25 protein-coding genes and 2 pseudogenes are annotated in these 22,242 nt (G+C 64.8%); 9 read left to right on the forward strand and 18 right to left on the reverse strand.

All coding sequences use genetic code 11. From position 1 onward, the window contains the following. Positions 1-207 precede the first annotated feature (207 nt). Positions 208-759 (forward strand): SHOCT domain-containing protein, encoded by a 552-nt coding sequence (locus I2456_RS14440; RefSeq protein ID WP_068033140.1) that lies wholly within the window; start codon positions 208-210, stop codon positions 757-759. 45 nt (positions 760-804) lie between these two features. Here I2456_RS14440 and I2456_RS14445 read toward each other — a convergent pair whose 3' ends face one another. The 4 genes from I2456_RS14445 to I2456_RS14460 form a co-directional block, all read right to left on the reverse strand. After that, positions 805-1,554, reverse strand: a complete 750-nt coding sequence (locus I2456_RS14445) for a C40 family peptidase (RefSeq protein WP_131811319.1) — start codon at positions 1,552-1,554, stop codon at positions 805-807. Positions 1,555-1,627: 73 nt separating this feature from the next. After that, positions 1,628-2,779, reverse strand: coding sequence for a serine hydrolase domain-containing protein (locus I2456_RS14450; protein ID WP_241007992.1), 1,152 nt, complete (start codon positions 2,777-2,779; stop codon positions 1,628-1,630). 37 nt (positions 2,780-2,816) lie between these two features. Further along, positions 2,817-4,280 carry a biotin carboxylase gene (locus tag I2456_RS14455; RefSeq protein ID WP_085074324.1) on the reverse strand — a complete coding sequence of 488 codons (1,464 nt, stop codon included), beginning with the start codon at positions 4,278-4,280 and terminating at the stop codon, positions 2,817-2,819. A 184-nt stretch (positions 4,281-4,464) separates the two neighbouring features. After that, positions 4,465-5,013 carry a TetR/AcrR family transcriptional regulator gene (locus I2456_RS14460; protein ID WP_068033134.1) on the reverse strand — a complete coding sequence of 183 codons (549 nt, stop codon included), beginning with the start codon at positions 5,011-5,013 and terminating at the stop codon, positions 4,465-4,467. Positions 5,014-5,124: 111 nt separating this feature from the next. On the opposite strand from I2456_RS14460, the gene I2456_RS14465 reads away from it, so the two are divergent. Further along, positions 5,125-5,871: an SDR family oxidoreductase gene (locus tag I2456_RS14465; protein WP_068033132.1), complete on the forward strand. Its 747-nt coding sequence runs from the start codon at positions 5,125-5,127 to the stop codon at positions 5,869-5,871. Positions 5,872-5,880: 9 nt separating this feature from the next. Here I2456_RS14465 and I2456_RS14470 read toward each other — a convergent pair whose 3' ends face one another. The 3 genes from I2456_RS14470 to I2456_RS14480 are packed head-to-tail and all read right to left on the reverse strand — an operon-like array spanning position 5,881 to position 7,672. Next, the gene (locus tag I2456_RS14470; RefSeq protein WP_085074323.1) at positions 5,881-6,339 is read right to left on the reverse strand and encodes a cupin domain-containing protein; all 459 of its coding nucleotides are present in this window, start codon (positions 6,337-6,339) and stop codon (positions 5,881-5,883) included. A 41-nt stretch (positions 6,340-6,380) separates the two neighbouring features. Beyond that, the gene (locus I2456_RS14475; RefSeq protein ID WP_085074322.1) at positions 6,381-6,779 is read right to left on the reverse strand and encodes a VOC family protein; all 399 of its coding nucleotides are present in this window, start codon (positions 6,777-6,779) and stop codon (positions 6,381-6,383) included. Positions 6,780-6,823: 44 nt separating this feature from the next. Beyond that, positions 6,824-7,672: a sigma-70 family RNA polymerase sigma factor gene (locus I2456_RS14480; protein ID WP_085074179.1), complete on the reverse strand. Its 849-nt coding sequence runs from the start codon at positions 7,670-7,672 to the stop codon at positions 6,824-6,826. An 88-nt stretch (positions 7,673-7,760) separates the two neighbouring features. Between I2456_RS14480 and I2456_RS14485 the strand changes: the two genes are divergently transcribed. Together I2456_RS14485 and arr are read left to right on the forward strand one after the other, a co-directional pair. Then, complete coding sequence (locus I2456_RS14485; protein ID WP_241007993.1) at positions 7,761-7,988, forward strand: hypothetical protein; 228 nt, start codon at positions 7,761-7,763, stop codon at positions 7,986-7,988. Positions 7,989-8,133: 145 nt separating this feature from the next. Then, a complete protein-coding gene (gene arr / locus I2456_RS14490; protein ID WP_371869926.1) occupies positions 8,134-8,574 on the forward strand; it encodes an NAD(+)--rifampin ADP-ribosyltransferase in 441 nt (146 codons plus the stop codon). Between the two features lie 52 nt (positions 8,575-8,626). Here the strand turns inward: arr and I2456_RS14495 are convergent, their stop codons facing one another. From I2456_RS14495 to I2456_RS14505, 3 genes are all read right to left on the reverse strand, one after another. Then, positions 8,627-9,307 carry a hypothetical protein gene (locus I2456_RS14495; RefSeq protein WP_131813420.1) on the reverse strand — a complete coding sequence of 227 codons (681 nt, stop codon included), beginning with the start codon at positions 9,305-9,307 and terminating at the stop codon, positions 8,627-8,629. A 110-nt stretch (positions 9,308-9,417) separates the two neighbouring features. Further along, positions 9,418-9,996 carry an ATPase gene (locus I2456_RS14500; protein WP_085074178.1) on the reverse strand — a complete coding sequence of 193 codons (579 nt, stop codon included), beginning with the start codon at positions 9,994-9,996 and terminating at the stop codon, positions 9,418-9,420. Positions 9,997-10,018: 22 nt separating this feature from the next. Beyond that, entirely contained in the window at positions 10,019-10,408 is a 390-nt protein-coding gene (locus I2456_RS14505; protein WP_068033125.1) for a TA system antitoxin ParD family protein, read from the reverse strand. A gap of 245 nt (positions 10,409-10,653) precedes the next feature. Here I2456_RS14505 and I2456_RS14510 point away from each other — a divergent pair, with 245 nt between their 5' ends. From I2456_RS14510 to I2456_RS14520, 3 genes are read left to right on the forward strand one after another with little or no spacing between them, the layout of a single operon-like run. Continuing rightward, positions 10,654-11,625: a metal-dependent hydrolase gene (locus I2456_RS14510; RefSeq protein ID WP_085074177.1), complete on the forward strand. Its 972-nt coding sequence runs from the start codon at positions 10,654-10,656 to the stop codon at positions 11,623-11,625. After that, entirely contained in the window at positions 11,622-11,810 is a 189-nt protein-coding gene (locus I2456_RS14515) for a ferredoxin (RefSeq protein ID WP_068033121.1), read from the forward strand. Before I2456_RS14510 ends, I2456_RS14515 begins: the two co-directional genes overlap by 4 nt. Before the next feature lie 4 nt (positions 11,811-11,814). Continuing rightward, positions 11,815-13,023, forward strand: a complete 1,209-nt coding sequence (locus I2456_RS14520; protein WP_085074176.1) for an NAD(P)/FAD-dependent oxidoreductase — start codon at positions 11,815-11,817, stop codon at positions 13,021-13,023. 26 nt (positions 13,024-13,049) lie between these two features. Here the strand turns inward: I2456_RS14520 and I2456_RS14525 are convergent, their stop codons facing one another. From I2456_RS14525 to I2456_RS14535, 3 genes are all read right to left on the reverse strand, one after another. After that, positions 13,050-13,934: a helix-turn-helix transcriptional regulator gene (locus I2456_RS14525; RefSeq protein WP_085074175.1), complete on the reverse strand. Its 885-nt coding sequence runs from the start codon at positions 13,932-13,934 to the stop codon at positions 13,050-13,052. 70 nt (positions 13,935-14,004) lie between these two features. Then, a complete protein-coding gene (locus I2456_RS14530; RefSeq protein ID WP_085074174.1) occupies positions 14,005-14,811 on the reverse strand; it encodes an SDR family oxidoreductase in 807 nt (268 codons plus the stop codon). Between the two features lie 537 nt (positions 14,812-15,348). After that, entirely contained in the window at positions 15,349-16,011 is a 663-nt protein-coding gene (locus tag I2456_RS14535; RefSeq protein ID WP_068033113.1) for a TetR/AcrR family transcriptional regulator, read from the reverse strand. 94 nt (positions 16,012-16,105) lie between these two features. Between I2456_RS14535 and I2456_RS14540 the strand changes: the two genes are divergently transcribed. After that, the gene (locus tag I2456_RS14540) at positions 16,106-16,579 is read left to right on the forward strand and encodes a hypothetical protein (RefSeq protein WP_085074173.1); all 474 of its coding nucleotides are present in this window, start codon (positions 16,106-16,108) and stop codon (positions 16,577-16,579) included. Here I2456_RS14540 and I2456_RS14545 read toward each other — a convergent pair. The 5 genes and pseudogenes from I2456_RS14545 to I2456_RS14565 all read right to left on the reverse strand — a co-directional run. Next, on the reverse strand, positions 16,544-17,149 hold the full coding sequence (locus tag I2456_RS14545) for a class I SAM-dependent methyltransferase (protein ID WP_085074321.1): 606 nt from the start codon (positions 17,147-17,149) through the stop codon (positions 16,544-16,546). The genes I2456_RS14540 and I2456_RS14545 overlap by 36 nt on opposite strands. Positions 17,150-17,342: 193 nt before the next feature. Then, positions 17,343-17,561, reverse strand: a pseudogene (locus tag I2456_RS14550) (transposase); the annotation flags it as partial. Between the two features lie 46 nt (positions 17,562-17,607). Further along, positions 17,608-19,551 carry a tyrosine-type recombinase/integrase gene (locus tag I2456_RS14555; RefSeq protein WP_007172497.1) on the reverse strand — a complete coding sequence of 648 codons (1,944 nt, stop codon included), beginning with the start codon at positions 19,549-19,551 and terminating at the stop codon, positions 17,608-17,610. After that, positions 19,548-20,597, reverse strand: coding sequence for a tyrosine-type recombinase/integrase (locus I2456_RS14560; RefSeq protein ID WP_007172498.1), 1,050 nt, complete (start codon positions 20,595-20,597; stop codon positions 19,548-19,550). Before I2456_RS14560 ends, I2456_RS14555 begins: the two co-directional genes overlap by 4 nt. A 116-nt stretch (positions 20,598-20,713) precedes the next feature. Next, a pseudogene (locus I2456_RS14565) lies at positions 20,714-21,727 on the reverse strand (IS256 family transposase); the annotation flags it as partial. A 300-nt stretch (positions 21,728-22,027) separates the two neighbouring features. Here I2456_RS14565 and I2456_RS14570 point away from each other — a divergent pair. Then, positions 22,028-22,225, forward strand: a complete 198-nt coding sequence (locus I2456_RS14570; protein WP_068033109.1) for a hypothetical protein — start codon at positions 22,028-22,030, stop codon at positions 22,223-22,225. Positions 22,226-22,242: the final 17 nt, after the last annotated feature.

Below are 22,242 nucleotides of genomic sequence, written 5' to 3' on the forward strand. Positions count from 1 at the left end.
GTTGGCTGGTTTTCCTGCGGCACGCGGTCGAGCTTAGCTGACCCTAAGTTACGCAGAAGTTGGGCGGTTCATGTGAGTTTCGCCAGCTGCAGTGCGAACTGCACGCCGTACGCCATCGACTTTGGGATCGGTAAACATCGCGGGTGAGGTGTACTGGACCGGACGAGCGATGACCAAACTGTTTCGGCTTTCAAGGAGAGAACGAGAGTGCCGCTGTTCAAAAAGAACATCAAGGCCGCGTGGACCGAAGCAACCGCAGCATTGGAAGCACAAGCCGAGCGGCTGATGGCGTTGCCGCCGGCTGCTGACCTTGCCGCAGAGCTGATGGAGGCATTCGGCCCCAACGGAGCGAAACGCGGCAAGCCACTCACCCAACTCGACCTCGTCACCTGGAAGCTTCGCGGCTACCAGTTCGACTCCCGAGGCCAGCGAGCGATGGTTTACAAGAAGTTGGGCGCACCGATACGCGAGGCGATGCAGGTGCTCGAGCATGCCGAACTGGTTCAGCTCAGGGTTCGGAGCGAGTCTGCAGACACCTGGTCGGCGACCAGTCGGGGACGACAAGCGTTGGAACGCGGCAAAGACGCGGTGCGGCAATGCATCGCCGAGCGGGGCGGCAGGCCCGCGGCGGGTTCATCAGCCCTTCCGCCGCAGTCGATCGCCGACCGCCTCCAAGAATTGGAAACGTTGCGCGCCGCGGGTGCGATTTCGCCGGATGAGTACAGTGCCGCGCGGGCGCGGGTAATCGACGACATCTGACGGTATTCGGCGTGTTGCGTCATGCGACGCACACTCGGTCACGCTTCAGCCGATCGGCCGCCACCCGCCCAACACGGCGTCCCGATACCAGCCCTGGCGGTTGCGAACTTGCACTCCGAGGCGGTTCTGGGCGTTGACTCGGCTGTCGATGATGTGGCCGTCGTCGATATAGATCACCACGTGTGACGCCTGCTGCGCAGTTGCGTCGGGATGCAGAAAGATCAGGTCTCCGGGCTGGAAGGGACCTTCCCGCGAAATGCGTAGGCCCATGGGGCCGGCGCTGCCGTCCCACTGTTGGTGGACGTTGCCGCCGAACTTGATGCCCAGACCGTAGTTGTAGACCCACGCGGTGAAGTTCGAGCAATCCAGGCCAGGCCCGGCATCCCACGCGGATAGCCCGGGCGGGGCGTCAGGGTCGGGATTCTCCGAAGAAGCGCCGGCATAAGTCGACGTCGGCGGCTCCCACGCGGGGATGTGATGGTGGCGGTACTGCAATCCCAGCGGGTTATCGGGCGAGTAGACATAGCGCATGGCCACGGCCAGGATCCGTTCCCGCTTCCAGGTGGCCGAATCGCAGCCCGCGTCTTGCGGGATGACCGGGGGCGGCAGGGCGACCGCACGTGGTCCCCACCCGTGGTTGGCGTAGTGGCCTTGCGCATCTGTGCGGTACCACTCGGTCGGGGGATCGAGGGTTTGCGGTTGGGCGTCGCGACCGGCGAAGTCCGCCGTCAACGACGCCCAGGTGCAGGAGAACGATGCCTCACCGTTGTCGGCGCGGGCGAGCACATGAGGCACGTGGACGACGATGGTTGCCGCCGCTACGCAGAGCAGGAACCGAGCCAAGCCGACGAGCCTCGAGCCTCCCGCGTTAACTGGTGACTCCGCTCAATTCCTGTGCCACCGCGTCGAATGCGCGCAGCGTGTCCAGCAAGTGCGGCTCGTGCGAGTCAGGTTGGGCGGAGACCTTGGCGGCGACAAGCTGCGCGGCGCGGTTGATGTAGATCATCTGTCCGCACATGCCCTGGCACAGCACGACGTTGTTGCCCGGGTACGGGAACCACATCTGATTGCGGTACATCCCGCCGGGCATTTCGTTGTCGTCGGGGCTGGCCGCGAAGGCACGGCGCGAGTCCGGGCCGCCGTCGAGAGTGTCGGCGATCCACGCGGGCGGTACTACTTGTTGCCCGGTCAACGAGACGCCGTCACGCAAGAACAGTGACCCGAACCGGATCATGTCGGTAAGACACGCGTTGATGCCGCCGTCGAAGAATCCGGTGCCTTCCGGGTCGACGCCGATGGTGGCATCGGCCTGCGCGCCGATGCGGCTCCACAGCAGATCCGACATCAAGTCCGGCATCCGCTGGGCGGCGGCGACTTCGCAGATCCAGCCGAGTACGTCGGTTTCACACGAGCGATATTGGAAGGGGCCGCCGTGGGCGGACTTTCGCCGCAACGTCAGCAGGAACTCGCGCACGGTGGCTGGCGCGTCCGGACGGCTCTTGGGTGCCCACCCGACCGCCTGGTCGAGGAGGTGGATCTCGGCGGCCGGGTCGGCGTAGTTCTCCGAGAATGCGATGCCAGACCGCATGTCCAACAAGTGACGCACCGTCGCACCGTTGTAGCCGCAAGTCGCCAGGGCGGGAACGAATGCCGTTACCGGCGCCTCGAGATCGATCACTCCGGCCCCGTGCAGCGCGCCGACGACGGCTGCGACCAACGACTTGCTCACCGAAAACAGCAAGTGCCGGGTCTGGGCCACCATGCCTGCGCAGTACTCCTCGGCTACCAGCGACCCGCGGTGGGCGACGGCCCACCCGTCGGTGGCGGTCGTTGCCATCACCGCACCGACGGTGGTGGTCGTCCCGTTGGTGCTGGTCACCGGGATTTCGGCCACCGGAGCCGTCGCGGCCGGCAAGGACGCGACCGGGCCGGTCCGCCGCGAGATCATCGCGGTCGGCACCATGTCTGCGACGTGCTGGAATGACCACTGCGCATAGGGCGGCGACAGCCAGTTGGCCAGCGAGATGCCGGCCGGGGCGCTAGTCACGCAGGGCTGCTCACGCTCGTGCGACGAGCCGCGAGACGATCGGCGTGGCTGGGGCCAGGGGAGTAGAGGCGAATTTCGCCTTCATGCCCGTCACCCAGCGCTTGCAGCGTTCGGTGAGCTGGTAGTCGCCGGTCTGCAGGTGTCCGCGGGTAACCAGTACGCCCAGCTGGGCGCCCGGGCAGCGCAAGTCACCGGGCGCCGCGACGCGCATATAGAAGGCCTCGGATCCGTCCAGCAGGGTGGCCCAGTCGTTGGCGGAGCGCGCGAAGGAGACTCGACCGTCGTCGTCGATGCGCCAGACGCCGGTGCGTGGCGTCGAGGTGAACAGTTCGACTTCCGGCGAGGTCTCGTTGATGATCACTTGGCCCCACACCTCGTCTTCGCCGTAGCCCCGCTCCCAGCGCTCGTTGATGGCCCCGATGTCCAGTTCGTATTCGACGTCCATGTACTCGAGCAGGTGGAACAGGAACAGCGGCATGTCGGCGTAGGCCTCGGTGGTCAGGTTCGTCATCGGGCTGGCGCCGCTGAGGCGAGGGTTCACCTCGCCGAGGTAGAGCTGGTCGGAGTCGAGGTCGTGCAGCAGGTCGACCTCGAAGTAGCCGCGGTAGCCCTCGCGGCTGAGGATGTCACCCAGCTTCCCAACCATTTCTCGTGCGGCGTGCGTCTGCTCCGGCGGTAGCACCTCGCGCCAGATGTCGTTGCCGCACCAGCTACCCCGTAACGGCGTCAGCTCCGAGTAGCCGACGAGGCTGGTCATTGCGGGGCCGATGACCGTGCCGTGGCGGGTCACGGCACCTTCGATACACACCTCGACGTTGCGAATCCGCTTCATGACTTTGAGTTCTTGCCCGCTCAGGGCGGCGGCGTGCTGATCCCAGTCGGCTTGACCGCGCACGAAGAAGGTGCCGCTGCCGGCGGCGCCATACGCGATCGAGATGACGAGGTCATCGCCCAACTCGGCATTGTGCGCGAGCGTCAGCAATTCGTCGTAGGAGCTGGCCCGCCCGATCGTGTGCGGCACGCTGGGAATGCCCGCGTCGTTGGCCAGACGGGTCATGACGATCTTGGAGCCCAGGCGGTTACGGAGCTCTACCGGGGGGTGCATGACCTCTAGACCGGCCTGCCGCGCCAGCGCCTGGGTCTCCTCGTCCAGCATCACGAAGCAGGCCTTCCCACCGGGACCTCGGCCCGCGATGAATTCGAGGGTCTCGGGGTCGGACAGCAGGTGATTGCACACGTCACCCATCGACCCGAAGTCGAGGCGGTCGCGTCGCCGGGGCACGAACACGCGCGAATGTACGCCCTCGAATGAGTCAAAGTACGTGAGATAGAAGAAGTTTCGGATCCAGCGGTCGATGCCTAACAGGTTGAACGGGGTAGGCGAGATGAAGTACAGCGGCACTTTGTTGGTGTGGAAGAACGCGCGTACGTCCGAAAGCCCGTTGAGCCGGCGGGACGCGTCGGGCGCCGTCATGCCGGCCGCCGGGCGGTCGACGGCTGGCGCGAGCAGCGCGGCGGCGCGGTCGACGACAACCAAGCTGCGAGCCGGACAGGGTGGAGCTGAAGCAATTTCACGCCGTCACGCTACCTGCCCGTGCTGCCATCTGCACTTGAGTTGGGAGTCCTGTTCGCCGCGCCCGTAAGAGCCGGCATCCACCTCAGGACGTCGGCCACCCGGTCAGGGCCAGATCGGCGATCGCATGCAATTCCGCACGGCTGGCACCGCTGCGGGCCTGGATCGCGATCCCTTGGCAGACGGCGCTGATCCAGCGGGCCAGCAACCGGGTATCCACCTCGGACAGTTCTCCTGCGGCCACCGCTTGATCGAACCGGTGCGCCAGCTCGCACACGGCGGCATCGCGAAACTCCGCCAGTCCCACCGCGTTTCCCACCAACAGGCAACCATGCGGGTCACCGGACGTCGCGTCAGCCGCGCCGTGCACCATGGCTTCGGCGACCTCACGCGCGGTGCCGCGATTAAGCGCCGTCGCCATGTAGCCGCCCGGGCCCTTGACGTACCGCTGCTTTACCCGGTCGAAGAGGCCCTCCTTCGAGCCGAATTCGGCGTAGATGCCGCGGCGGTTCACTCCAGTCGCGTTGGTCAGATCACTGATGGATACGCCGTCGAAGCCGCGATCCCAGAACAGCTTCATTGCGATGTCCTCGACCGTGTCGGGGTCGAACTCCCGGGGTCGCCCTACCGTCATGCTCCGCCTTCCGTGATCCGGGCCACAAGTGGAATCCTCTGCTCGACACCCGCTTGACCTGATAATACTTTGTAACCATTCGGTTCGAAAAGCGATTGAGAGGTAGGCGACATGACCACCAAGCCCTTAGCCGGACGCCGAGCACTGGTAACCGGAGGTTCCCGCGGAATCGGCGCTGGAATCGTGCGCCGGCTCGCGGCCGACGGCGCCGCGGTGGCGTTCACCTATACATCATCGGCCGCCGAGGCCGACCGACTGGTCGCGGAGGTGACCAACAACGGCGGCAAGGCCGAGGCCATCCAGGCCGACGCCGCCGATCCGGCACAGGTAGCGGCAGCGGTCGAGCAGGCCGTCGCCGACCTCGGCGGGTTGGACATCCTGGTGAACAATGCCGGCACCGCCTACATCGCGCCGATCGACGACTACCCACAGGAGCAGTTCGACCGCTTGGTGGCCATCAACATCGGTGGCGTGTACTCGGCGATCCGCAGCGCCATCGGTCACCTCGGCGAGGGGTCGCGAATCATCAACATCGGCAGCATCAACGCCGACCGCGTCCCGGTGGCCGGGTTGGCCGTGTACGCGATGACCAAGGGCGCGGTCGCAGCCCTGACGCGTGGGCTGGCCCGCGAACTCGGTCCCCGTGGGATCACCGTGAACAATGTGCAGCCGGGCCCGATTGACACCGACATGAATCCCGCTACGGGCGAATTCGCTGACGCCATGCGGCAAGTCATGGCGTTGAACCACTACGGGAGCACCAAGGACACCGCAGCCGTCGTCAGCTTCTTGGCCGGCCCTGAGGCGGGATTCGTGACGGGCGCGAATTGGAATGTAGACGGCGGATACACCGCCTGAAAGACGAGCCTAGAGCGCGTACAACGCCGGCAGATTGACGACGATCGCTTCTTGGCTGCTCCGCGCAATCACCAGTTCTGCCGGTGTATTCGGGTCGGGGTTCTCCTCCCGGTGCGGCAGGTGCGGCGGAACGAACACATAGTCGCCAGGCTCGGTCCGGACGCGAACCTCGCTTACTCCGTCGAAGAACACGAATTCGGGATGACCGCTGCGGATGTAGATCATGGTCTCCGAGTCACCGTGGTGGTGGTTGGCCGAAACGCTGCCCGGCGCCGCCAATGTCTCACCCATCCATAGCTTCTCGCTGCCCACGGTGGCTCCGCTCAAAGCGGCGAACCGCTGCATGCCATCGGACTGAGCGGTGTTGGCATCGAGTTGGGATGACTTCACGTGACGCACCCGATTGCGCGGCGCGCTCTGCACGGCATCGTTGGGGAAGTCGGGGTGAAATCCGTCCGGGTTAGCCATGTATTCCACCGTAATCCGTTCTCACTTTGACGGGTTTACGGCTAGTCGCGGTCGTGATGGCAGACAGCCTCGAGTTTGATTCCCACCGGGTCGAACCAGAAGGTGGCGTAGTAATGGCCCGGGTATTGCGGAAAGTGTCGGGGGCTATGAATAACGCTGCCGCCGCTGCGTACCACGTGGTCGTGAACGCGGTCGACCAGGAATCGACGGCGAACCATGAAAGCGAGGTGTTGCAGGCCGGTCTGGTGTGGCGAGTACGCAGCTGCGTCCGTTGCGGGATAGAAAAACACGTAGGTTCCCGGCTTGTCATCCGCCGGTTTGTAGGCGAACTCGTCGTCGGCTGCGAAGAAAGGTTCGAAGCCGACCAAGGGCATCAGTTCGTCGTAGTAGCGTTTCGCCGCAGCGAGATCCGGGACGTTGATTCCGAGGTGTCCGAGCACCACCCAAGTATTGAAGATGCGAGGGCGCAAAGCCGTGTTCACGGTCAGTTCCGGGCGTTGGCGCCCTCGCGCCGCCGCAATCCGGCCAGCACGTCGCCGGCCGCGCGAAATTGCAGGCGGTGAATGCGCCCGTTTTCGACGGTGAAGTCGAAGGCGACCTTGGCCCCGCCGCGGTGTATCCAGGCGTAGCCCGGGCGATCCTGGACGAAAACTGGGAAGGCAGCTTTGGCTGCACCGTTGAAGAAGCCGGCCACCTCGTCGGGGCCCTCGAGGCGTACCGGCGTGCCGAGCGCGCTCGCGGCCGCGTCGGCAAGGACCACCACATCAGGAGCCAGGAGCTCCAGCAGCCGGGTGAAGTCGCCCTCGCGGGCCGCGGCCATGAAGGCGTCCACAACCTCCCAGTCGGCAAGGGCGTCTTCGGTAGCGGCCGGACGCACCTTGGCCCGAGCTCGAGACGCCATCTTGCGCACCGCGACCGACGTCGTGTCGAGCATCGAGGCGATCGAGTCGAAGTCGATCCCGAAGCTGTCGTGGAGCACGAAGGCCACCCGCTCCGCGGGCGTTAGGCGGTCGAGTACCACCTGCAGCGCGACGCCAACGGTGTCGGCCAGCACCACATCGTCGGCCGGGTCGGGTGCAGTCGCCTCGACTTCGATTGACTCCGTGGGCACCGGCGTACGCGCCCGCAGGTGGTCGAGGCACAGGCGCGAGGTCACCGTCGTGAGCCAGCCCGGCAGATTGCCGATCGGCTCCTCGGTGGCATGCAGCCGCAACCACGCCTGCTGCACGACGTCTTGGGCAGCGTCGGCGTCGCCCAATACCCGCGCAGCGATGCGTTGCAGGCGAGGCCGCTCGGTCTCGAAGCCGTCGTGCAGGTGATCGTCGCTCGTCATGGCGGTCACACTTTCGTCGTCGGATGCGTCACCATGCTGACGCAGCTGAACCGAATGATGTGACCAAGGGAGACTTTTCGTGAAAACCATGACCTGTCAAGACCTCGGTGGTCCCTGCGGGTTTGCCCACCGCGGGGAGAGCGCCGACGAGATCATCAAGGCACAGGACCGACACCTCAAGGAGCTTGCCAAGGCTGGCGATGGAGCACACGTGCCCGCCCACGAGGACATGAAGGGCCGCTGGCGCCACCCGATCAAGTCGCTCGGCTGGTACAACGACGTCAAGAAACGATTCGCCGAGCTCCCGGAGAGCTGACGCATCCCCGCACCTGGGCCTGAACTGTCAAGAACTGCCGCCAAAGGCTGGCTCCCACTCTCACTTTAAGGCGTGGGTGGGGGCTTGCCGCAAGACCCCGTACCTGGTGCAGAATCGCCCGGCAACTATAGGCATGGGGGATGCAATGGCAGCGGATATGGCAGCTACACCGGAACGTTTCGTGCCGCACGAGTCGGGAGCTTTCTTTCACGGCACCAAAGCCGCCCTCCGGGTGGGGGAGTTCCTAACGCCCGGTTATCCATCGAATTATCGGGAAGGGCACATCTCCAATCACGTCTACATGACGAGAGTCTTGGACGGTGCGGTACTGGCAGCCGAGATGGCTCTGGGACACGGCCGTGGACACGTGTACGTCGTGGAGCCCCAGGGCCCAGTCGAGGATGATCCCAACGTGACGGACAAGAAGTTCCCGGGAAATCCCACTCACTCTTATCGAACCCGGCAACCGGTGAAGATCGTCGGCGAGATCACCGACTGGGTGGGGCACTCGGCTGAGTACCTTCAGACGTTCCGCGACGGGTTGAATGAACTGCGACGCAAGGGACTTAACGTCTTATACGACTGACGGGACCAAACTTCGACTGTCGAGGACGCCGCGCCACCGCCCGCACCGGTGTTCATTGCTGGCGTCTCGACGGGGTGCAGTCCCTCCATTGACCCTGTTCCCGGATAGCTTGATTCGTGCCGTCGACAACTTCGGGTGGACGGGTGAACAGCTTGAGGGTGTAAGCGCCGCGGACGGTGGCGGTGTCGCCGGTGACCGCGATGTTGTCGATTCGGTCCAATATTGCTGTGCTGCCTTCTTGTTCAACCCGGTGAATCGCTAGCTTGTATGCGGCCGCGTTGCCATCGAGAATCGATTGCACTACGGCTTGGACGGCTTCGCGGGAGGCCGGGAGCAAGACGGTTTGAAGTTTGTCGGTGGCTGCTTCGAGCCCGAGGCGGCGCACTTGGTCGGGGGAACCGAAGAAGTCAATTTGCATCATGGGGTCGGCGTCGGCTCGACGTTGCAAGTCGGCTTGATACTTGTTGCACGTCAGTCTGACTTGTTCGGCAATGTCAAAGCGGCCGATGGCACTGACCAGCTCAGAATAGAGCTCTCGCAATTGCTGCTCGTCAACGAAGGCATTGTTCGCGTTGGTCGCGGAAACCCCATCTTTGCTTGTCGAAGTGGGTGCTGGGTGGGGCGCTGCGTTTTGCCTAGTGCATCCAGGCAAGCTTGCAACCGAAAAAATTAGGGCGAGCGCGCCGCACGCAATGACGCAACGACGATGCGTGTGGCTGCCAGAGCGGTCCATAGAAGACAAACGTAGCCGCGGATGAGGATCCTCTCTGCCACCTTGAGAAGACGAGGCTTGCCCGGGCGGTATTGTGGCGGTGGACCTGCGAAGCGCCGAAAGGTGCAGGTCTAGGCCGGCCAGCGTCGGGACAGTTCCGTCGACGCCCACGCCGGCCACGTCGGTGCACCGATGACCGTGCCCGCGGTCAGTTGCGCGACAATTCGGGGACCCTCGATACGAGAATTGTCGTAAATCGTTGCGGTGTCGCACTTCTCGACTGCGTCGGCCACCAAACGCCACAGTCGGCGGTGCCGTTCCCGGATCTTGCTTTCCGGCACATCGTGACCACCGTGACGGACGCGCCGCTTCACGCGTTCAACGGCAAGGGCCTCGGGTATCAGCATGACGTGTAAGGCGATGACATAACCCGCATCGTGGGCAGAGCCGATCAATTCCAGCTTCGACGGATGGGAAAAGACCGTTTCGGCGATGAACGAAACACCAGCCTCGATCAGCTTGGCGCGGGTGTTCGCAGCGATCCGCGCTGCGTCATAGGCGTGTGCAGCCGGATCGTCGGGCCAACGCTGCTTTGCGATCTCGTCGGCGTTGACGAAGACGCTGCGTGGCAACAACGGCGCCAGTGTGAACGCGATGAACGTCGACTTGCCGGCGCCGTTCGGGCCCACAACGAGGTCGAGCCGCTTCACCGGCGGCCGACGATGTCATGCCTCATCCGTCTACATCGACCACGGAGGTAGTGCCGTCGGGCTGGTACTCGACGATCTGCCCGTCGTCGTTGAGCGCCACGGTCGTAATGCCCTGCGCCCGCAGCAGATCACCGTAGTGGGCGGCGGCCAATGACTCCTCGAGAGCGGCCGAAATCTCAGCGTTGAAGACAAGCCCCTCATCGTCAGACAGACGGTTGGTGTCCAGATCACCGGCCAAGGCAGCCTCCACCCGACGACGCGAGGCCGTCTGATGGCTCGACACCGCCCGGCCCACCCGAGCCCAATGGTCGAGTTGCTGTTTGGCCGACCGGCTCTGGCGAGCACCCTCGGCAGCGGCGCTGTCCACCAAGTCAGCGGCAACCCTGGTGACCCGGTCCGCGACGTTAGCCATACTGAACCTCCTGTAGCAAGATGCTACGCGTTGTAGCGAAACGCTACACCCATCAACCGAGCCCGGACGCTTCACAGAGAACTTTCAGGAAACCGGGAACGTCAGAGATGAATAGCACAGCCGGGAGGCGGGTACGCCTCCCAGTGAACAATCGTTCGCTGTGCCGTCCGTAAAGCGGCCTTGGCCTGTTTCGCCAATGGACGACGCTAGCTGAACCGACGCACTCGTCGCGCGGGAGGTTTGCAATGCCAGAGGTCCAACTTCACCACGACGGGCACCCGAAATATCGCCGGATGGTTCGCTTCGACTGGTCGAACACACCGTTGCACTGGGTGCCCGACGACCCGTTCGCGACTCACATGATGAATGTCTTGCACCTGCTGCTTCCCGAGGGCGAACGGCACTTCATCAAGGCGGTGCTGGAAGCGTCCTCACTGGTCGACGACCCGGAGTTGGAGGCCGCGATCAAGCCTTTTATTCAACAGGAGTCGTGGCACGCCTGGGCGCATCAGGTGGTGCTCGATCACCTGGCCGAACAGGGCATCGACACCAAGCCGTATACCGAGCGGCTCCGCGAAATGTTGTCCGCGACGCTAGGTGATCCGCCGAAGTTCTTCCCGCCGGGGTTGCAGCGCTGGTGGCTGTATCGGCGTCTGGCCGATGTCGCGGCGTTGGAACACTTCACGGCGATGTTGGGGCAGTGGGTGCTGCAGAACCGGGGCCTGGATTACGCCGGCACCGACCCGATGATGCTTGACCTGTTGCGCTGGCACGCGGCCGAGGAGGTAGAGCACCGCTCCCTGGTGTTCGACGTCTACCAGCACGTCTGCGGGAGCTACTTGATCCGGGCGATCTCTATGCTCACGACCGCACCGCTGTTCATCGGTTGGTGGATCGCAGGGGCTCGTTACCTGATGGCACATGACCCGACCATCGACACCAAGTGGCGCTGGCGGGACTGGCTACGGGCTGCGCGCCAATACCGACTGCCCGGTCCGTGGTGGCTCATGGTCACCATGCCTGCCCGGTATCTGCGGTTCGACCATCACCCCGGACCGGAAGCGTCGACAGAGATGGCCATCGAGTACTTGGAGTATTCGCCGGTCGCCAAAGCCGCGCGAGAGCGCGCGCGGACACAGGCCACGTCTGGTGGACCCGACAAGACCCGAGGACGCAGCGATTCCATCGAGGGCGCAGAAAGGGCCGAGGTTCGATGAAAGTTTCGGTGGACCTTGACACGTGTGACGGCAACGGCGTGTGTATGAGCCTGTGCCACGAGGTGTTCGAAGTGCGAGAAGACGGACTTCATGTGCTCCAGGAGGAGCCCGGCTCGCAGTTGCGCAGAGAACTGAAAGCCGCGGAGGTCTCCTGCCCCACCCAAGCGATCACGGTGAAGGACTGAGCCGATGCCGACCGATCATCGACTCGAGCACGTGGTTGTTGTCGGTGGCGGGGTCGCCGGGACGAGAGCCGCCGAGACCCTGCGAGAAGAAGGCTACGACGGTGAGCTGACCCTCGTGGGCGACGAACGGCACGCCCCTTACCACCGTCCGCCCCTGTCGAAGAAACTGCTGACCGGCAAGGTGCACCGCGCGGGGGTCGACCTTGCGCCCCAATTCGATTTCGACGCTCACGTGCGGCGAGGGGCATCAGCGCTCGCGTTGGACATGTCTTCGCGTACGGTCCAGCTGCGCGACGAGGATCAAGACCTGTCGCTGCGGTTTGACGGGTTGGTTATCGCCAGTGGCGCGGTCCCGCGCGCGTGGCCCGGTGACCCGGTTCCCGACGGCGTGATGCTGCTGCGCACGGTCGAAGATTGCCTGGCGATTCGGGAACGACTCGGCTCTCGTCCCCGGGTCGTTGTGGTCGGAGGCGGGTTCATCGGCGCCGAGGTTGCTGCCAGCTGCCGCTCGATAGGGCTGGATGTCGTCCTGATCGAGAAGGCAGCAGCGCCCCTATTGGCGGCGCTGGGTGAGGAGTTGGCGCCTCGTTGGGCCGAACTGCACCAGGAACATGGTGTGGACGTGCGCGTCGGTGTTGGCGTCGACGGATTCGTCGGTAACGGGCACGTCGAGGCGATTCGACTCACCGACGGTTCCCAGGTCCCCGCTGATCTGGTGATCGTCGGCTTGGGCGTCACGCCCGCCACCGACTGGCTCGACGGCTCGGGGTTGCGCATCGACGACGGAGTGGTCTGCGATGCCACGGGCACGGCCGAGGGCGCCACCGATGTCGTCGCCGCCGGCGACGTGGCCCGCTGGTGGCACCCGTTGTACGAGCGGCACTTACGTGTCGAGCACTGGGACCATGCCGGGCGCCAAGGCGCGGCGGCGGCGCGGACGCTGCTGGCGGGTCGCGAGCATGCGCAGCCCTACACTGAGGTGCCCTACTTCTGGTCGGACCAGTATGACGTCAAACTTCAAATGCTCGGCGTACCAACAGGTTACGACACGATGGAGATCATCGAAGGGGATCCCGCCACGTGGGAGTTCGTCGCCGCCTACGGGCGTGGCGGATGCACCATCGCGGTGCTGGGCACGGTCACCGGGCGGGTGTACGCCTACCGCGACGCCATCGAGAAGCGCGCGGAGTTCCCACCGGCGCCGCCGGCGTAGCCGTTAGTACGGCTGAAAGGGTTGGACTATCCGTTGTGTGCTTCGAGCTCTGTCGCCTGCCTCTCTTGGGTGGCCGCCCACGACGCCAGGAGCGCTAAATTGTCCGCGCTCGTCGTGCCCGCGGGTGCGGTGTAGACGTTGAGGTGCAGGCCGGGGTCGGCGGGCAGTTCCAGAGATTCGACGTCCAAGTCGAGCTGGCCCACGATCGGATGGTGCAACCGCTTGCGTCCGCACCGTTGCAACCGCACGTCCTGAGATGCCCACCGCTGCCGGAATAGCTCACTGCCCATCGACAGTTCGCCAACTAGAGCGATCAGCTGCTCGTCGTGCGGATTGCGGCCGGCTTCCATGCGTAGCTTTGCGGCCGCGTCACTGGCCAGTTGGTCGTAGTCGACGAAGAAATCTTTGGCCGCCTCGGGAGCTAGATAGACGAACCGCGCTGTGTTCGCGGGCCGACGCGGGTCGGCCAGCACCGGTGAATACAGCGCGCGGGCGAGTTGATTCATGGCGAGCACGTCATACCGTCCGTTACGGATCCAGGCCGGCGCACCGGAGATGGCGTCGAGCACCTGCTGCAGGGTCGAGCGCACCTTCACGGCAGGCTTACGTCGGCGTCGGCCGCTGGGCGCCCCGGATTGGCGCGCGAGGTGGAACAGGTGGTCGTGCTCGGCCTCGTCGAGCTGTAAGGCAGAGGCCAACGCGTCGAGCACTCCATCGGAGGCACCGGCGAGGCTGCCGCGCTCCATGCGCACGTAGTAGTCGACTGATATCCCCGCCAGCAGCGCTACCTCCTCGCGACGCAAACCTTTGACCCGACGATTGCCGCCGAAAGCGGGCAGGCCCGCCTGCTCAGGCGCGATGCGGGCGCGACGCGAGCTTAGAAACTCCCGGATACTGGCGCGTAGATCCATCGAGGGCACCCCCTCACCGTAAGCCCGTCCTGCAGCCTAAGGGAGGCACTGCGGCTACCCCGACGGCCGCTTAGGGCGTACCAGTTGCGGTCGTCGCGATGCCGCCATCTACCGGGATGACGGTGCCCGTGAGGTAGGACCCAGCCCGGCTAGCGAGAAACACAGCAACACCTGCCATGTCGTCGTCGCGGCCGAGCCGGCGCAGGGGAGCCGCCGCGGCGATCGTGTCCCCGATGGCATCGAGCGTGGAAGCCATCATCTGCGACGGGAAGACTCCCGGCGCTACCGCGTTCACGGTGACGTGCTGCGGGCCCAGTTCTCTGGCAAGCACTCTGGTGAGTTGATGGAGTGCCGCTTTGCTGCTGGCGTACGAGTAGTTGGGCGACTGGGCGACGTGGATCGCGGCGATACTGCCGATGTTGATGATTCGCGCGGGATCATCGGCGGTGCCCGCCTTGCGAAGTGCGGGGAGCAACGCCTGCACCAGCCAGAACGGCGACTTGAGGTTGAGGTCGATCACTGCGTCCCAGGCCTCGTCTGGGAACGTCGCTAGCGGTTCGCGCCACATCGCTCCCGCGTTGTTGACGAGGATGTCCAGGCGTTCCGAGTCGGTCGTGACAAGACCAGCGAGGCGCTCACACTCGTCGTGCCTGGACAGGTCGGCGGGGATAGCATGAACGTCGCCGAATTCGGACAGTAGATCCTGCGCCTTTGCGCACGCGTCTGCGGTGCGTGAGCTGATGACGACGCGGGCGCCCGCCTGGAGAAGTCCGCGCGCTATCATCATCCCAATGCCCCTGGTGCCGCCAGTGACAAGGGCGTACTTCCCACTCAGATCGAAAAGTTCTGTGTGAGTTTTGAATTGGTTGTCCGCCATTGGTCTCAGTCCTTTCTGTCGTGAGAAGAATGCGTGACGCGGTCGCGTAGTCGGTGCAGCTGAATTGAACTGATGGGTAAAGCTGCAGTGCGAATCCATGGGGTCTGCTCTAGCGGTTCAAATCGCTCTTTCACCGATACGACCGACACCCCAAAGCCCCCGTTGTTCGCGGTCGTACCGAGGCGCCGAGTCCGAGTAGGGCACGACCACCCGAAACACATCTAGGGTGGTAACGGTTTTGGCGAGCACGCCCCTGCTGTTCAGCGAGTTCTGCCGTCGCTACCAGGGTTGTGGTGATCTTGGCTACATCGCGAGGCTCTGGCAAGTTCCGGTAATGCAAACCCAGATTCATTACTTTTCCTCTGTAGCTGGGAGCCGACTCACCCAGGTTGACAGGTGTTTTGGAGGTCCGGGAGACCCTGAGGATGCAGGTACTGTGAGAGCCACCCTTGCGTGGTGCGCTGACTCACGCGGCCACACCCGTTCCTGCACAGTCCTTTCGGCATTGCCTTTGATCTGTATTGCGACCGGGCATCGTCACTGAGACGCGCGGGCTTTGATCGCGGCGGCCACGGACCGTTCGGCGCGCCGGCGCGTGTCACCAAGACCCACCAACAGGTTGACGGCCAACGGGATCATCACATCTCGCAGTCCGTCAGAATTGATGAACCCGCCCATCGCTAGCAGAACAAAGCCGTGTGTTGCACTGAGGATTTGCGTCGCCGCAGGGGCTGGCTCCTGCGGTCGGATCCGTCCTGCTTCGATGACTCGCTCGACCGCATCAACGAGCACCGACAGAGCGTCGACCCCTTCGGCGAGGTCCCATGGCGAGGCGGCATCGGCCGACGGCTTAGAGACTCCGCTGAGCTCGTTCAGCCCGAACAGCAAGCGGTATAGCTGCGGATTTCGCATCGCGAACTCGCTGTACGCCAGTCCGCCGGAGATGAGATCCGCCATAGGGTCGTCGGTGTGGGGGACACCTCGGGTGTGCTCAGCGAAGCGCGAAAGGCCCTCTCGCACCATGGCTTCGATGAGGTTGGGCATGCCACCGAAGTGCGTGTAGACCGCCATCGTCGACACGCCGATTTCACGTGTCAGGGTTCGCGCTTGAATCGCTGCCGGCCCGTCTCTTTCGAGCACGGTCAAGGCGGCAGCCACCAGACGTTCCCGGATGCTCAATGAGGTCTCAGCCGATGTCATCGTTGACATGATGTCATAACACACGTTATGTTGGCGCAATAACATGCGTTATGGCGGGGGGAGGTGGCTCTCCCGCATCACCCGGAGGACGGACATGGCTGCGAAAACGCCCGCATACCAACGGTTGATCGTCGGTGTCGGCGGCGCCTCGTTGATAGCGTCTCTCTTCCTGCCGTGGGCAGAGATCGGGGGCACCCACCAGAGCGGCTGGGAATTCAACACCGTCGCTGCGGTTTATTTCCTGATTGGTGGGGCCTTCGGGATCGCCACGGCCTGCACCGGCGGGCAGTATGGCGTGTGCCGCCCCGATGTATCACTCATCGGCGCCACGGACTTACTCAACACCATCTCGATGGCGCTATTCGTCTGGCTGATCATCGATTATCCCGAACACGCCACCCGTCAGCCCGGCGTCTTCGTCGCGCTGATCTCAGCGGCGACAACAGCTTTCTCCGTCGCGGACTATCGCCCGCTGCGGGGAGCACCATGGTTCCCACCTACGACATCAGAACTCAGCGAAAGCGACCGAGGACTACCGCGGTCGCAGAAGCGCAACGAGGAAGTCTGACTCCGGCGTGAACGGCCTCAAATCCCAAGTGGAGAGCAATAGTTCGGGGGAGAGCCCGGCTTGTCCAGCGTGGTCGAGAAAGTGGCCGAACTCGTAATCGCGACCGGCGCCGAAACCAATCACCGCTCGGCCGTCGTCTGCCAGGTGTTCGCGTAGCCGGCGCAGCACCTCAACACGGGTGCTCGGGGCAAGGAACGCCATGACGTTGCCCGCCGACAGGATCACGTCAAACGGCTCGGTGATGCCACGTGCGGGTAGGTCGAGTTCGGCGAGGTCTCCGACGAGCCAGCGCGGACCGGGATGGTCCTGCTCGGCCGCCTCGATGAGCACCGGGTCAACGTCGATCCCGACCACGTGGTGACCAGCCGCGGCCAGATACCCCGCCAACCGGCCGGGACCACACCCCGCATCGAGAATGCGGGCGCCGCGAGGCGCCATCGCATCGACCAATCGCGCTTCGCCGACCACATCCTCGCCGGCGCGCGCCATCGAGCGGAAACGTTCGACATACCAGTGCGAGTGACCCGGATCGGACGTGACCTTCTGCATCCATATGCTCGGCTCCACCACGCGGGCATTATCGCAACCGACGACCGTGCCCATCAGCTCCGCCATCAATGGTCTTCGAGCGTTTCATGATTTGGCCCCGCACCGGCATGATTCCACCCGCACGCAAGATGGGCACACATCCGAGTCGCTCGCGGCTGGGTCAAGTCCAGAGATGTGGTGTACGACGTCGTCGTGTGATTCTTCGTTGTCGTGGTTAGGCGGTTAGTGCCGCGGGGGTGTCCTCCTGTTCTGTGGGGGTGTCGGTTGAGAGGCGGGATTTGCTGAGGACGTCGAGGCCGAGGTAGCGGCGCGATTCGGCCCATTCGTCGTGTTGTTCGGCCAGGACAGCGCCGACCAGGCGAATCAGGGCGTCGCGGTTGGGGAAGATGCCGACGACGTCGGTGCGACGGCGGATCTCTTTATTAAGGCGCTCTTTTATCCGGCCCTCGGGGGCGGGTCAACCCGTCGGGGTGGGATGTTCATCGATCGAGGCGCTGGAGGTGGTCGGTAAGGGCGTGGGCGACGCGGTCGTGGCGGGCGGCTTCGTCGGTCCAGCCGCGGCACTCGGCGTCGGTTCTGAGGGCCTGGACGTCGGCGAGTTGGTCGGTGAGCGTGTCGCGGAATTCGGGGGCGGTGACGTAGTTGTCGCAGGTTTCGCAGATGTTGGCATAAGGGCACGCGCCCGCGGATTCGTGGCGAGCGCAGTATCCGTGTGCAACGCGGGTTTTCAGCATTTCACTGTGCAGCCAGCCGACCTTGTCGGGCAGGATCGGTTTGCCGACCGGGGTGAGGGTGAACTGGCGGCGCATCTTGCCCATCGCTTCGTCGTAGGCCGCGCGCAGGGTGGGCGAGGCCAGGGTGGCGTAGCGGATCGTCATTTGTGGAGTGACGTGCCCGAGTAAGGACATCAAGGCCTGCAGACTCATCCCGGCGTTGGCGAGTTCGGTGGCCCAGGTGTGGCGCAACTGATGTGGAGTGACCATCAGGACGCCGCCGTCGGGACGGTGCAACCCGGCGGATTCAGCGGCGGTGAGCAGCCCGTTGCGCAGCCGGGTGTAGCCCAGGCGGCGTCCGTGCCGGGTGAACAGAAAGTCGGTGAGCACGCCGGTGCGTGGGTGCGGCAGCGGCCGGTGCGTGCCGCGGAGGGCGACCCACTCGTCGAGCGCGGCGAGGGTCGCGGCGGAGAGCGGGACCATGCGTTCGGTGGCGAGCTTGCCCAGTGGCACCTTCAGCCAGGTTCCGGCCGGTCCGTAGTCGATGATGCTGCCCAGTTCGAGGTCGAGCAGTTCCCCCGCCCGCAGGCCGGCACCACGCAGCACGGTCAGGCCGATGCGGGCGAACGGATCCTGCAGGTGGGCAACGGCGTTCATCACTGCCGCGTCCACATCGGGTGCTAGCGCGCGTGGCAACGGCTGGTCGAGTTTGGGGACGTCGGCGGCGAATACCAACCGCCGTGGTGGGGCCTGCGCCCAGCCCCAGGCGGTGATGTCGTCGAGCAGGTTGCGCAGACTGAGCACTGCCGACTGGGCCACCGCGGCCGAGACGGTGCGCCCGGCGCCCGCGGCGGCGCGCTGACCACGCCAGCCCCGGGTGCGATTCCATTTCAGGTAGCCCTCGATGCAGCTCCGGTCGAGTTCACGCAGGCTGATGACGTCGGGATGGTGAGCGGTGAGGTATTCGGCGAAGGGCAGCAGGTCGTTGATCAGCGACTCGACCGATTTGGGCCGCAGCACCGCCGCGCGCACGCCGATGTAGCGCAGCAACGTCTGACGGATCGGGTCGGGCATCTCCACCTCGGTGAAGCGCTGCTCGAGGCTACGGGCCCACCGCCGGCGTTTCGGCGCGGTGTCGATGACCGCGGTCTCGAACAACAGCTGCCGCAGGCTGGCCAGCCGCCCCCTGTATGCCCGCCGCGACGATGGCGGCACCACGGTACGTGACAGCGCGGCGTCGAAGTCGTCGAGCGCGTCGCCGGTCAGGTCGGCGACCATTCCGCCGTGGTGTGCCAGCACTACCGCCAGACATTCGCCGAGGACCGTCTCGACCCAGGAACTCCTCCAGCCCAACCGAATTCCCGCATTCCGCAACGCGGCGAATCCGCTCGGATCCCGGTCCTCCACTGCGCGGCCCAGCCCGGTCAACTGTTTGACCGCGGCCAGCTCGACGTCCAGCCGTAACCGGCCGGTGCCGATCGTGTGACAGATCAGCGGCCACGCCCCGGTGTCCCGTATCTCGGCGATCCGCTCGGCTGCCGGCAGCGTCATCCAGGCGTGCAGGTCGCGGTGGCGTGCGGTGAAGTCGCGAGCGATCCGAATCCGGTCGCGTACCGCCCGCCCGCTCAAACCCAGGGTGGCGACGTGGTCGAGATAATCCGCCACCACCTCGTCGGCGCCTACGGGTTGGCCGACCAACACCGTGGTCACTGCCGGGCTCCGGCCAACGTCGCACGAGCAGCACCGTATTCGGCGGCGAGCTGCTCGATCGACAAATGCACGTAGCGGGCCGTGGTCTCCGGCGAGACATGCCCCATCAACGCCCGCAACGCCAGCAGATCGATTCCGGCCGCCGACAATTCGGTGCCGTAGGTATGCCGTAAACGGTGCGGGCGGACTCTTGTGGCGCCAGAGGTCTCCCGGTGCCGACGGAACAGGCTGCGCAGCCCGGCCTCGCTGACCGGTGCACCGGTCGTCGGGCCGCGCAGCACTACGAAGCACTGCGGCGTCGCCAACCCCGGCGGCCGCTCCCATCGCAGGTAGGCGGCGAGCTCGGTGAAGAACGCCGCATCGACCGGGACATGACGTTCCTTGCCGCCCTTGCCGATCACCCGAAGCCGGCGCCGGCCCATATCGACGTCGGCGAGCAGCAGGCCACGCGCCTCGGCCGAACGCAGCCCTCCGAGTAGCATCACCAGCACCATCGCCCGGTCCCGGTGCGTTGCCAGTGTCGCCAGGAACGCGTCGACATCGTTGGTGGACAACGATTCCGGAAGACGCTGCGGCTGACGCACCAACCTACCGCCACTGCGTGCACGCCCGGGACCCAGATGACCGAGCAACCCCCGCTGCGACTGGCGCAGCCCCTGTCCCCGCCGCGGCGACGGCACCGGATTGTCGGTGCAGACACCGGTCATCACCAGATACTCGAATAACGCGCGCACTGCCGCGACCCGGCGGTTCACCGTCGAAGCTGCCGGCGGGGTCGACGAGCGGTGACCGCCGGTGGGCTGGTCCGTTCGGCGGACGCCTTGCCAGTCGATCCAGTCGAACACCAACGGCGCATCGACCGCGGCGAGCCCGACCGCTTGCTGGACGAGGAACCGGCTCAAATTGGCGACGTCGAATGCGTAGGCCCGCACCGTGGCCGCGCTGAACCCCCGTCCCGCCAAATGGTTGAGAAACGCGTTCACCGCGTCCTGCCCGTCCCAGTCGCCCTCCAGGACATATCCGCTGTCGCTCTTGAGTACCCGCATCGCCGCTCCGCCTTCCCCCACCGAGATGCAGACAGCATCCATCCGTGCTCAGCGCTTGTGCGTGAACCTCACGCTGCAGCCCGAACCGTGTCCCCGGAGAGCCGGTTAACGGATAGAGGGTTGTTGGACCAGATTTGGCGCCAGATCTGCTTGGGAAATGCGGTGAACGCCAGCAGATCGGACCGGGCGGCTTCGAGGTGATCGGCGACCTTGGGCAGCTTGTCGGACAGGGCGTCGATGATCCGGTCATATTGCGCGGCAACCGAAGCTGCGTCTGGTTGGTCGAACACCGAATGCAGCAGCGTCTTTACCCACGGCCAGGAGCTCTTAGGGGTAATTGCCATCAAGTTGGTGGCGTAATGGGTGCGACAGCGCTGCCAGGACGCGCCGGGCAAGGTAGCCCCGACAGCCGAGAGCAGGCCAGCATGAGCGTCGCTGGTGACCAGTGCCACCCCGGACAGGCCGCGGGCGGTCAACGACCGCAGAAACGTCAACCAGCCCGCTCCATCCTCGGCGGTGGTGACGTCGACGCCCAGGATCTCGCGGTAGCCCTCGGCGTTGACGCCCACCGCGATCAGCGCGTGCACGTTGACCACGCGGCCGGCCTCGCGGACTTTGAGCACCAGGGCATCGGCGGCCATGAACGTGTACGGGCCAGCATCGAGGGGCCGGGTGCGGAAGGCTTCCACGGCGGTGTCGAGTTCTTTGGCCATCACCGACACCTGCGACTTCGACAGCGACGTAATCCCGAGGGTTTCCACGAGCTTGTCCATCCGTCGCGTCGAAACCCCGAGCAGATAACAGGTGGCCACCACCGTGGTCAACGCCCGCTCGGCACGCTTGCGGCGTTCCAGCAGCCAGTCCGGGAAGTACGAGCCCTGCCGCAACTTGGGGATCGCCAGATCCAAAGAACCTGCGCGGGTGTCGAACTGGCGATGCCGATAGCCATTACGGGAGTTGGTGCGCTCAGCACTGCGCTGACCGTAACCCGCGCCGCACAGCGCATCGGCTTCAGCGCCCATCAGCGTGTGGATGAACGTGGCCACTAGCTCGCGCAACACATCAGGGTGGGTGGTAGTGAGTCGCTCAGCCAGCAGCGCCGGCAAGTCGATATCGTGGGCAGCGGTCATCGCGTCGATTCCTTTGCTCGAGTGACTTTGGACGGTCTCTCGAAGAATCACGCGATGACCCTCATCTATCCGGCTACGACACGCCGGTACTCAACTCACGGCCCGACTCGTACACCACCTTGGTGGACGCAACCCGCGGCTGTGCTCAGGCCGTTGAGCCAGCAAGAGTGAGGCACTCATACCGAACTCGAACCAGTGTGACAGTGCGCAGACGCAACATTTCGGCTGCCAGACGGATCGAACTTCCCTCAAACTAAGGGGCGCTATGTCCGATCGAGCCATAGCGTTAGGAGGCCAAGCGTGCCTACTCACAGCCCCGGCGAGATTCAGCGGCTGGCAGCCCGGTTGGACATGTTGGTAACCCGGCTCCGAGACGACGAGTATTTGCTGTACGACAATGAAACCAACCAGTTGCTGCTCGGCGGCCAATCGGGCAGCCAGAAAACCGGCGTCAGCCTGGAACAGATCCGGCTTTACCTGCAGAGGTTCCAGCAGTGAGGGAAAGGGCGACCAAG

Origin of the sequence: Mycobacterium kubicae, from assembly GCF_015689175.1 — a bacterium.
GTDB lineage: Bacteria > Actinomycetota > Actinomycetes > Mycobacteriales > Mycobacteriaceae > Mycobacterium > Mycobacterium kubicae.

What these genes read in the sequence shown, in the direction of transcription:
- I2456_RS14495 (WP_131813420.1), bottom strand. Translation starts at nt 9,307, where the DNA reads ATGGACCGCTCTGGCAGCCACACGCATCGTCGTTGCGTCATTGCGTGC.
- I2456_RS14525 (WP_085074175.1), bottom strand. Translation starts at nt 13,934, where the DNA reads ATGGATCTACGCGCCAGTATCCGGGAGTTTCTAAGCTCGCGTCGCGCC.
- I2456_RS14520 (WP_085074176.1), top strand. Translation starts at nt 11,815, where the DNA reads ATGCCGACCGATCATCGACTCGAGCACGTGGTTGTTGTCGGTGGCGGG.
- I2456_RS14455 (WP_085074324.1), bottom strand. Translation starts at nt 4,280, where the DNA reads ATGACGGCGCCCGACGCGTCCCGCCGGCTCAACGGGCTTTCGGACGTA.
- I2456_RS14470 (WP_085074323.1), bottom strand. Translation starts at nt 6,339, where the DNA reads ATGGCTAACCCGGACGGATTTCACCCCGACTTCCCCAACGATGCCGTG.
- I2456_RS14540 (WP_085074173.1), top strand. Translation starts at nt 16,106, where the DNA reads ATGGCTGCGAAAACGCCCGCATACCAACGGTTGATCGTCGGTGTCGGC.
- I2456_RS14515 (WP_068033121.1), top strand. Translation starts at nt 11,622, where the DNA reads ATGAAAGTTTCGGTGGACCTTGACACGTGTGACGGCAACGGCGTGTGT.
- I2456_RS14510 (WP_085074177.1), top strand. Translation starts at nt 10,654, where the DNA reads ATGCCAGAGGTCCAACTTCACCACGACGGGCACCCGAAATATCGCCGG.
- I2456_RS14505 (WP_068033125.1), bottom strand. Translation starts at nt 10,408, where the DNA reads ATGGCTAACGTCGCGGACCGGGTCACCAGGGTTGCCGCTGACTTGGTG.
- I2456_RS14480 (WP_085074179.1), bottom strand. Translation starts at nt 7,672, where the DNA reads ATGACGAGCGACGATCACCTGCACGACGGCTTCGAGACCGAGCGGCCT.
- I2456_RS14465 (WP_068033132.1), top strand. Translation starts at nt 5,125, where the DNA reads ATGACCACCAAGCCCTTAGCCGGACGCCGAGCACTGGTAACCGGAGGT.
- I2456_RS14530 (WP_085074174.1), bottom strand. Translation starts at nt 14,811, where the DNA reads ATGGCGGACAACCAATTCAAAACTCACACAGAACTTTTCGATCTGAGT.
- I2456_RS14460 (WP_068033134.1), bottom strand. Translation starts at nt 5,013, where the DNA reads ATGACGGTAGGGCGACCCCGGGAGTTCGACCCCGACACGGTCGAGGAC.
- arr (WP_371869926.1), top strand. Translation starts at nt 8,134, where the DNA reads ATGGCAGCGGATATGGCAGCTACACCGGAACGTTTCGTGCCGCACGAG.
- I2456_RS14535 (WP_068033113.1), bottom strand. Translation starts at nt 16,011, where the DNA reads ATGACATCGGCTGAGACCTCATTGAGCATCCGGGAACGTCTGGTGGCT.
- I2456_RS14560 (WP_007172498.1), bottom strand. Translation starts at nt 20,597, where the DNA reads ATGCGGGTACTCAAGAGCGACAGCGGATATGTCCTGGAGGGCGACTGG.
- I2456_RS14485 (WP_241007993.1), top strand. Translation starts at nt 7,761, where the DNA reads ATGACCTGTCAAGACCTCGGTGGTCCCTGCGGGTTTGCCCACCGCGGG.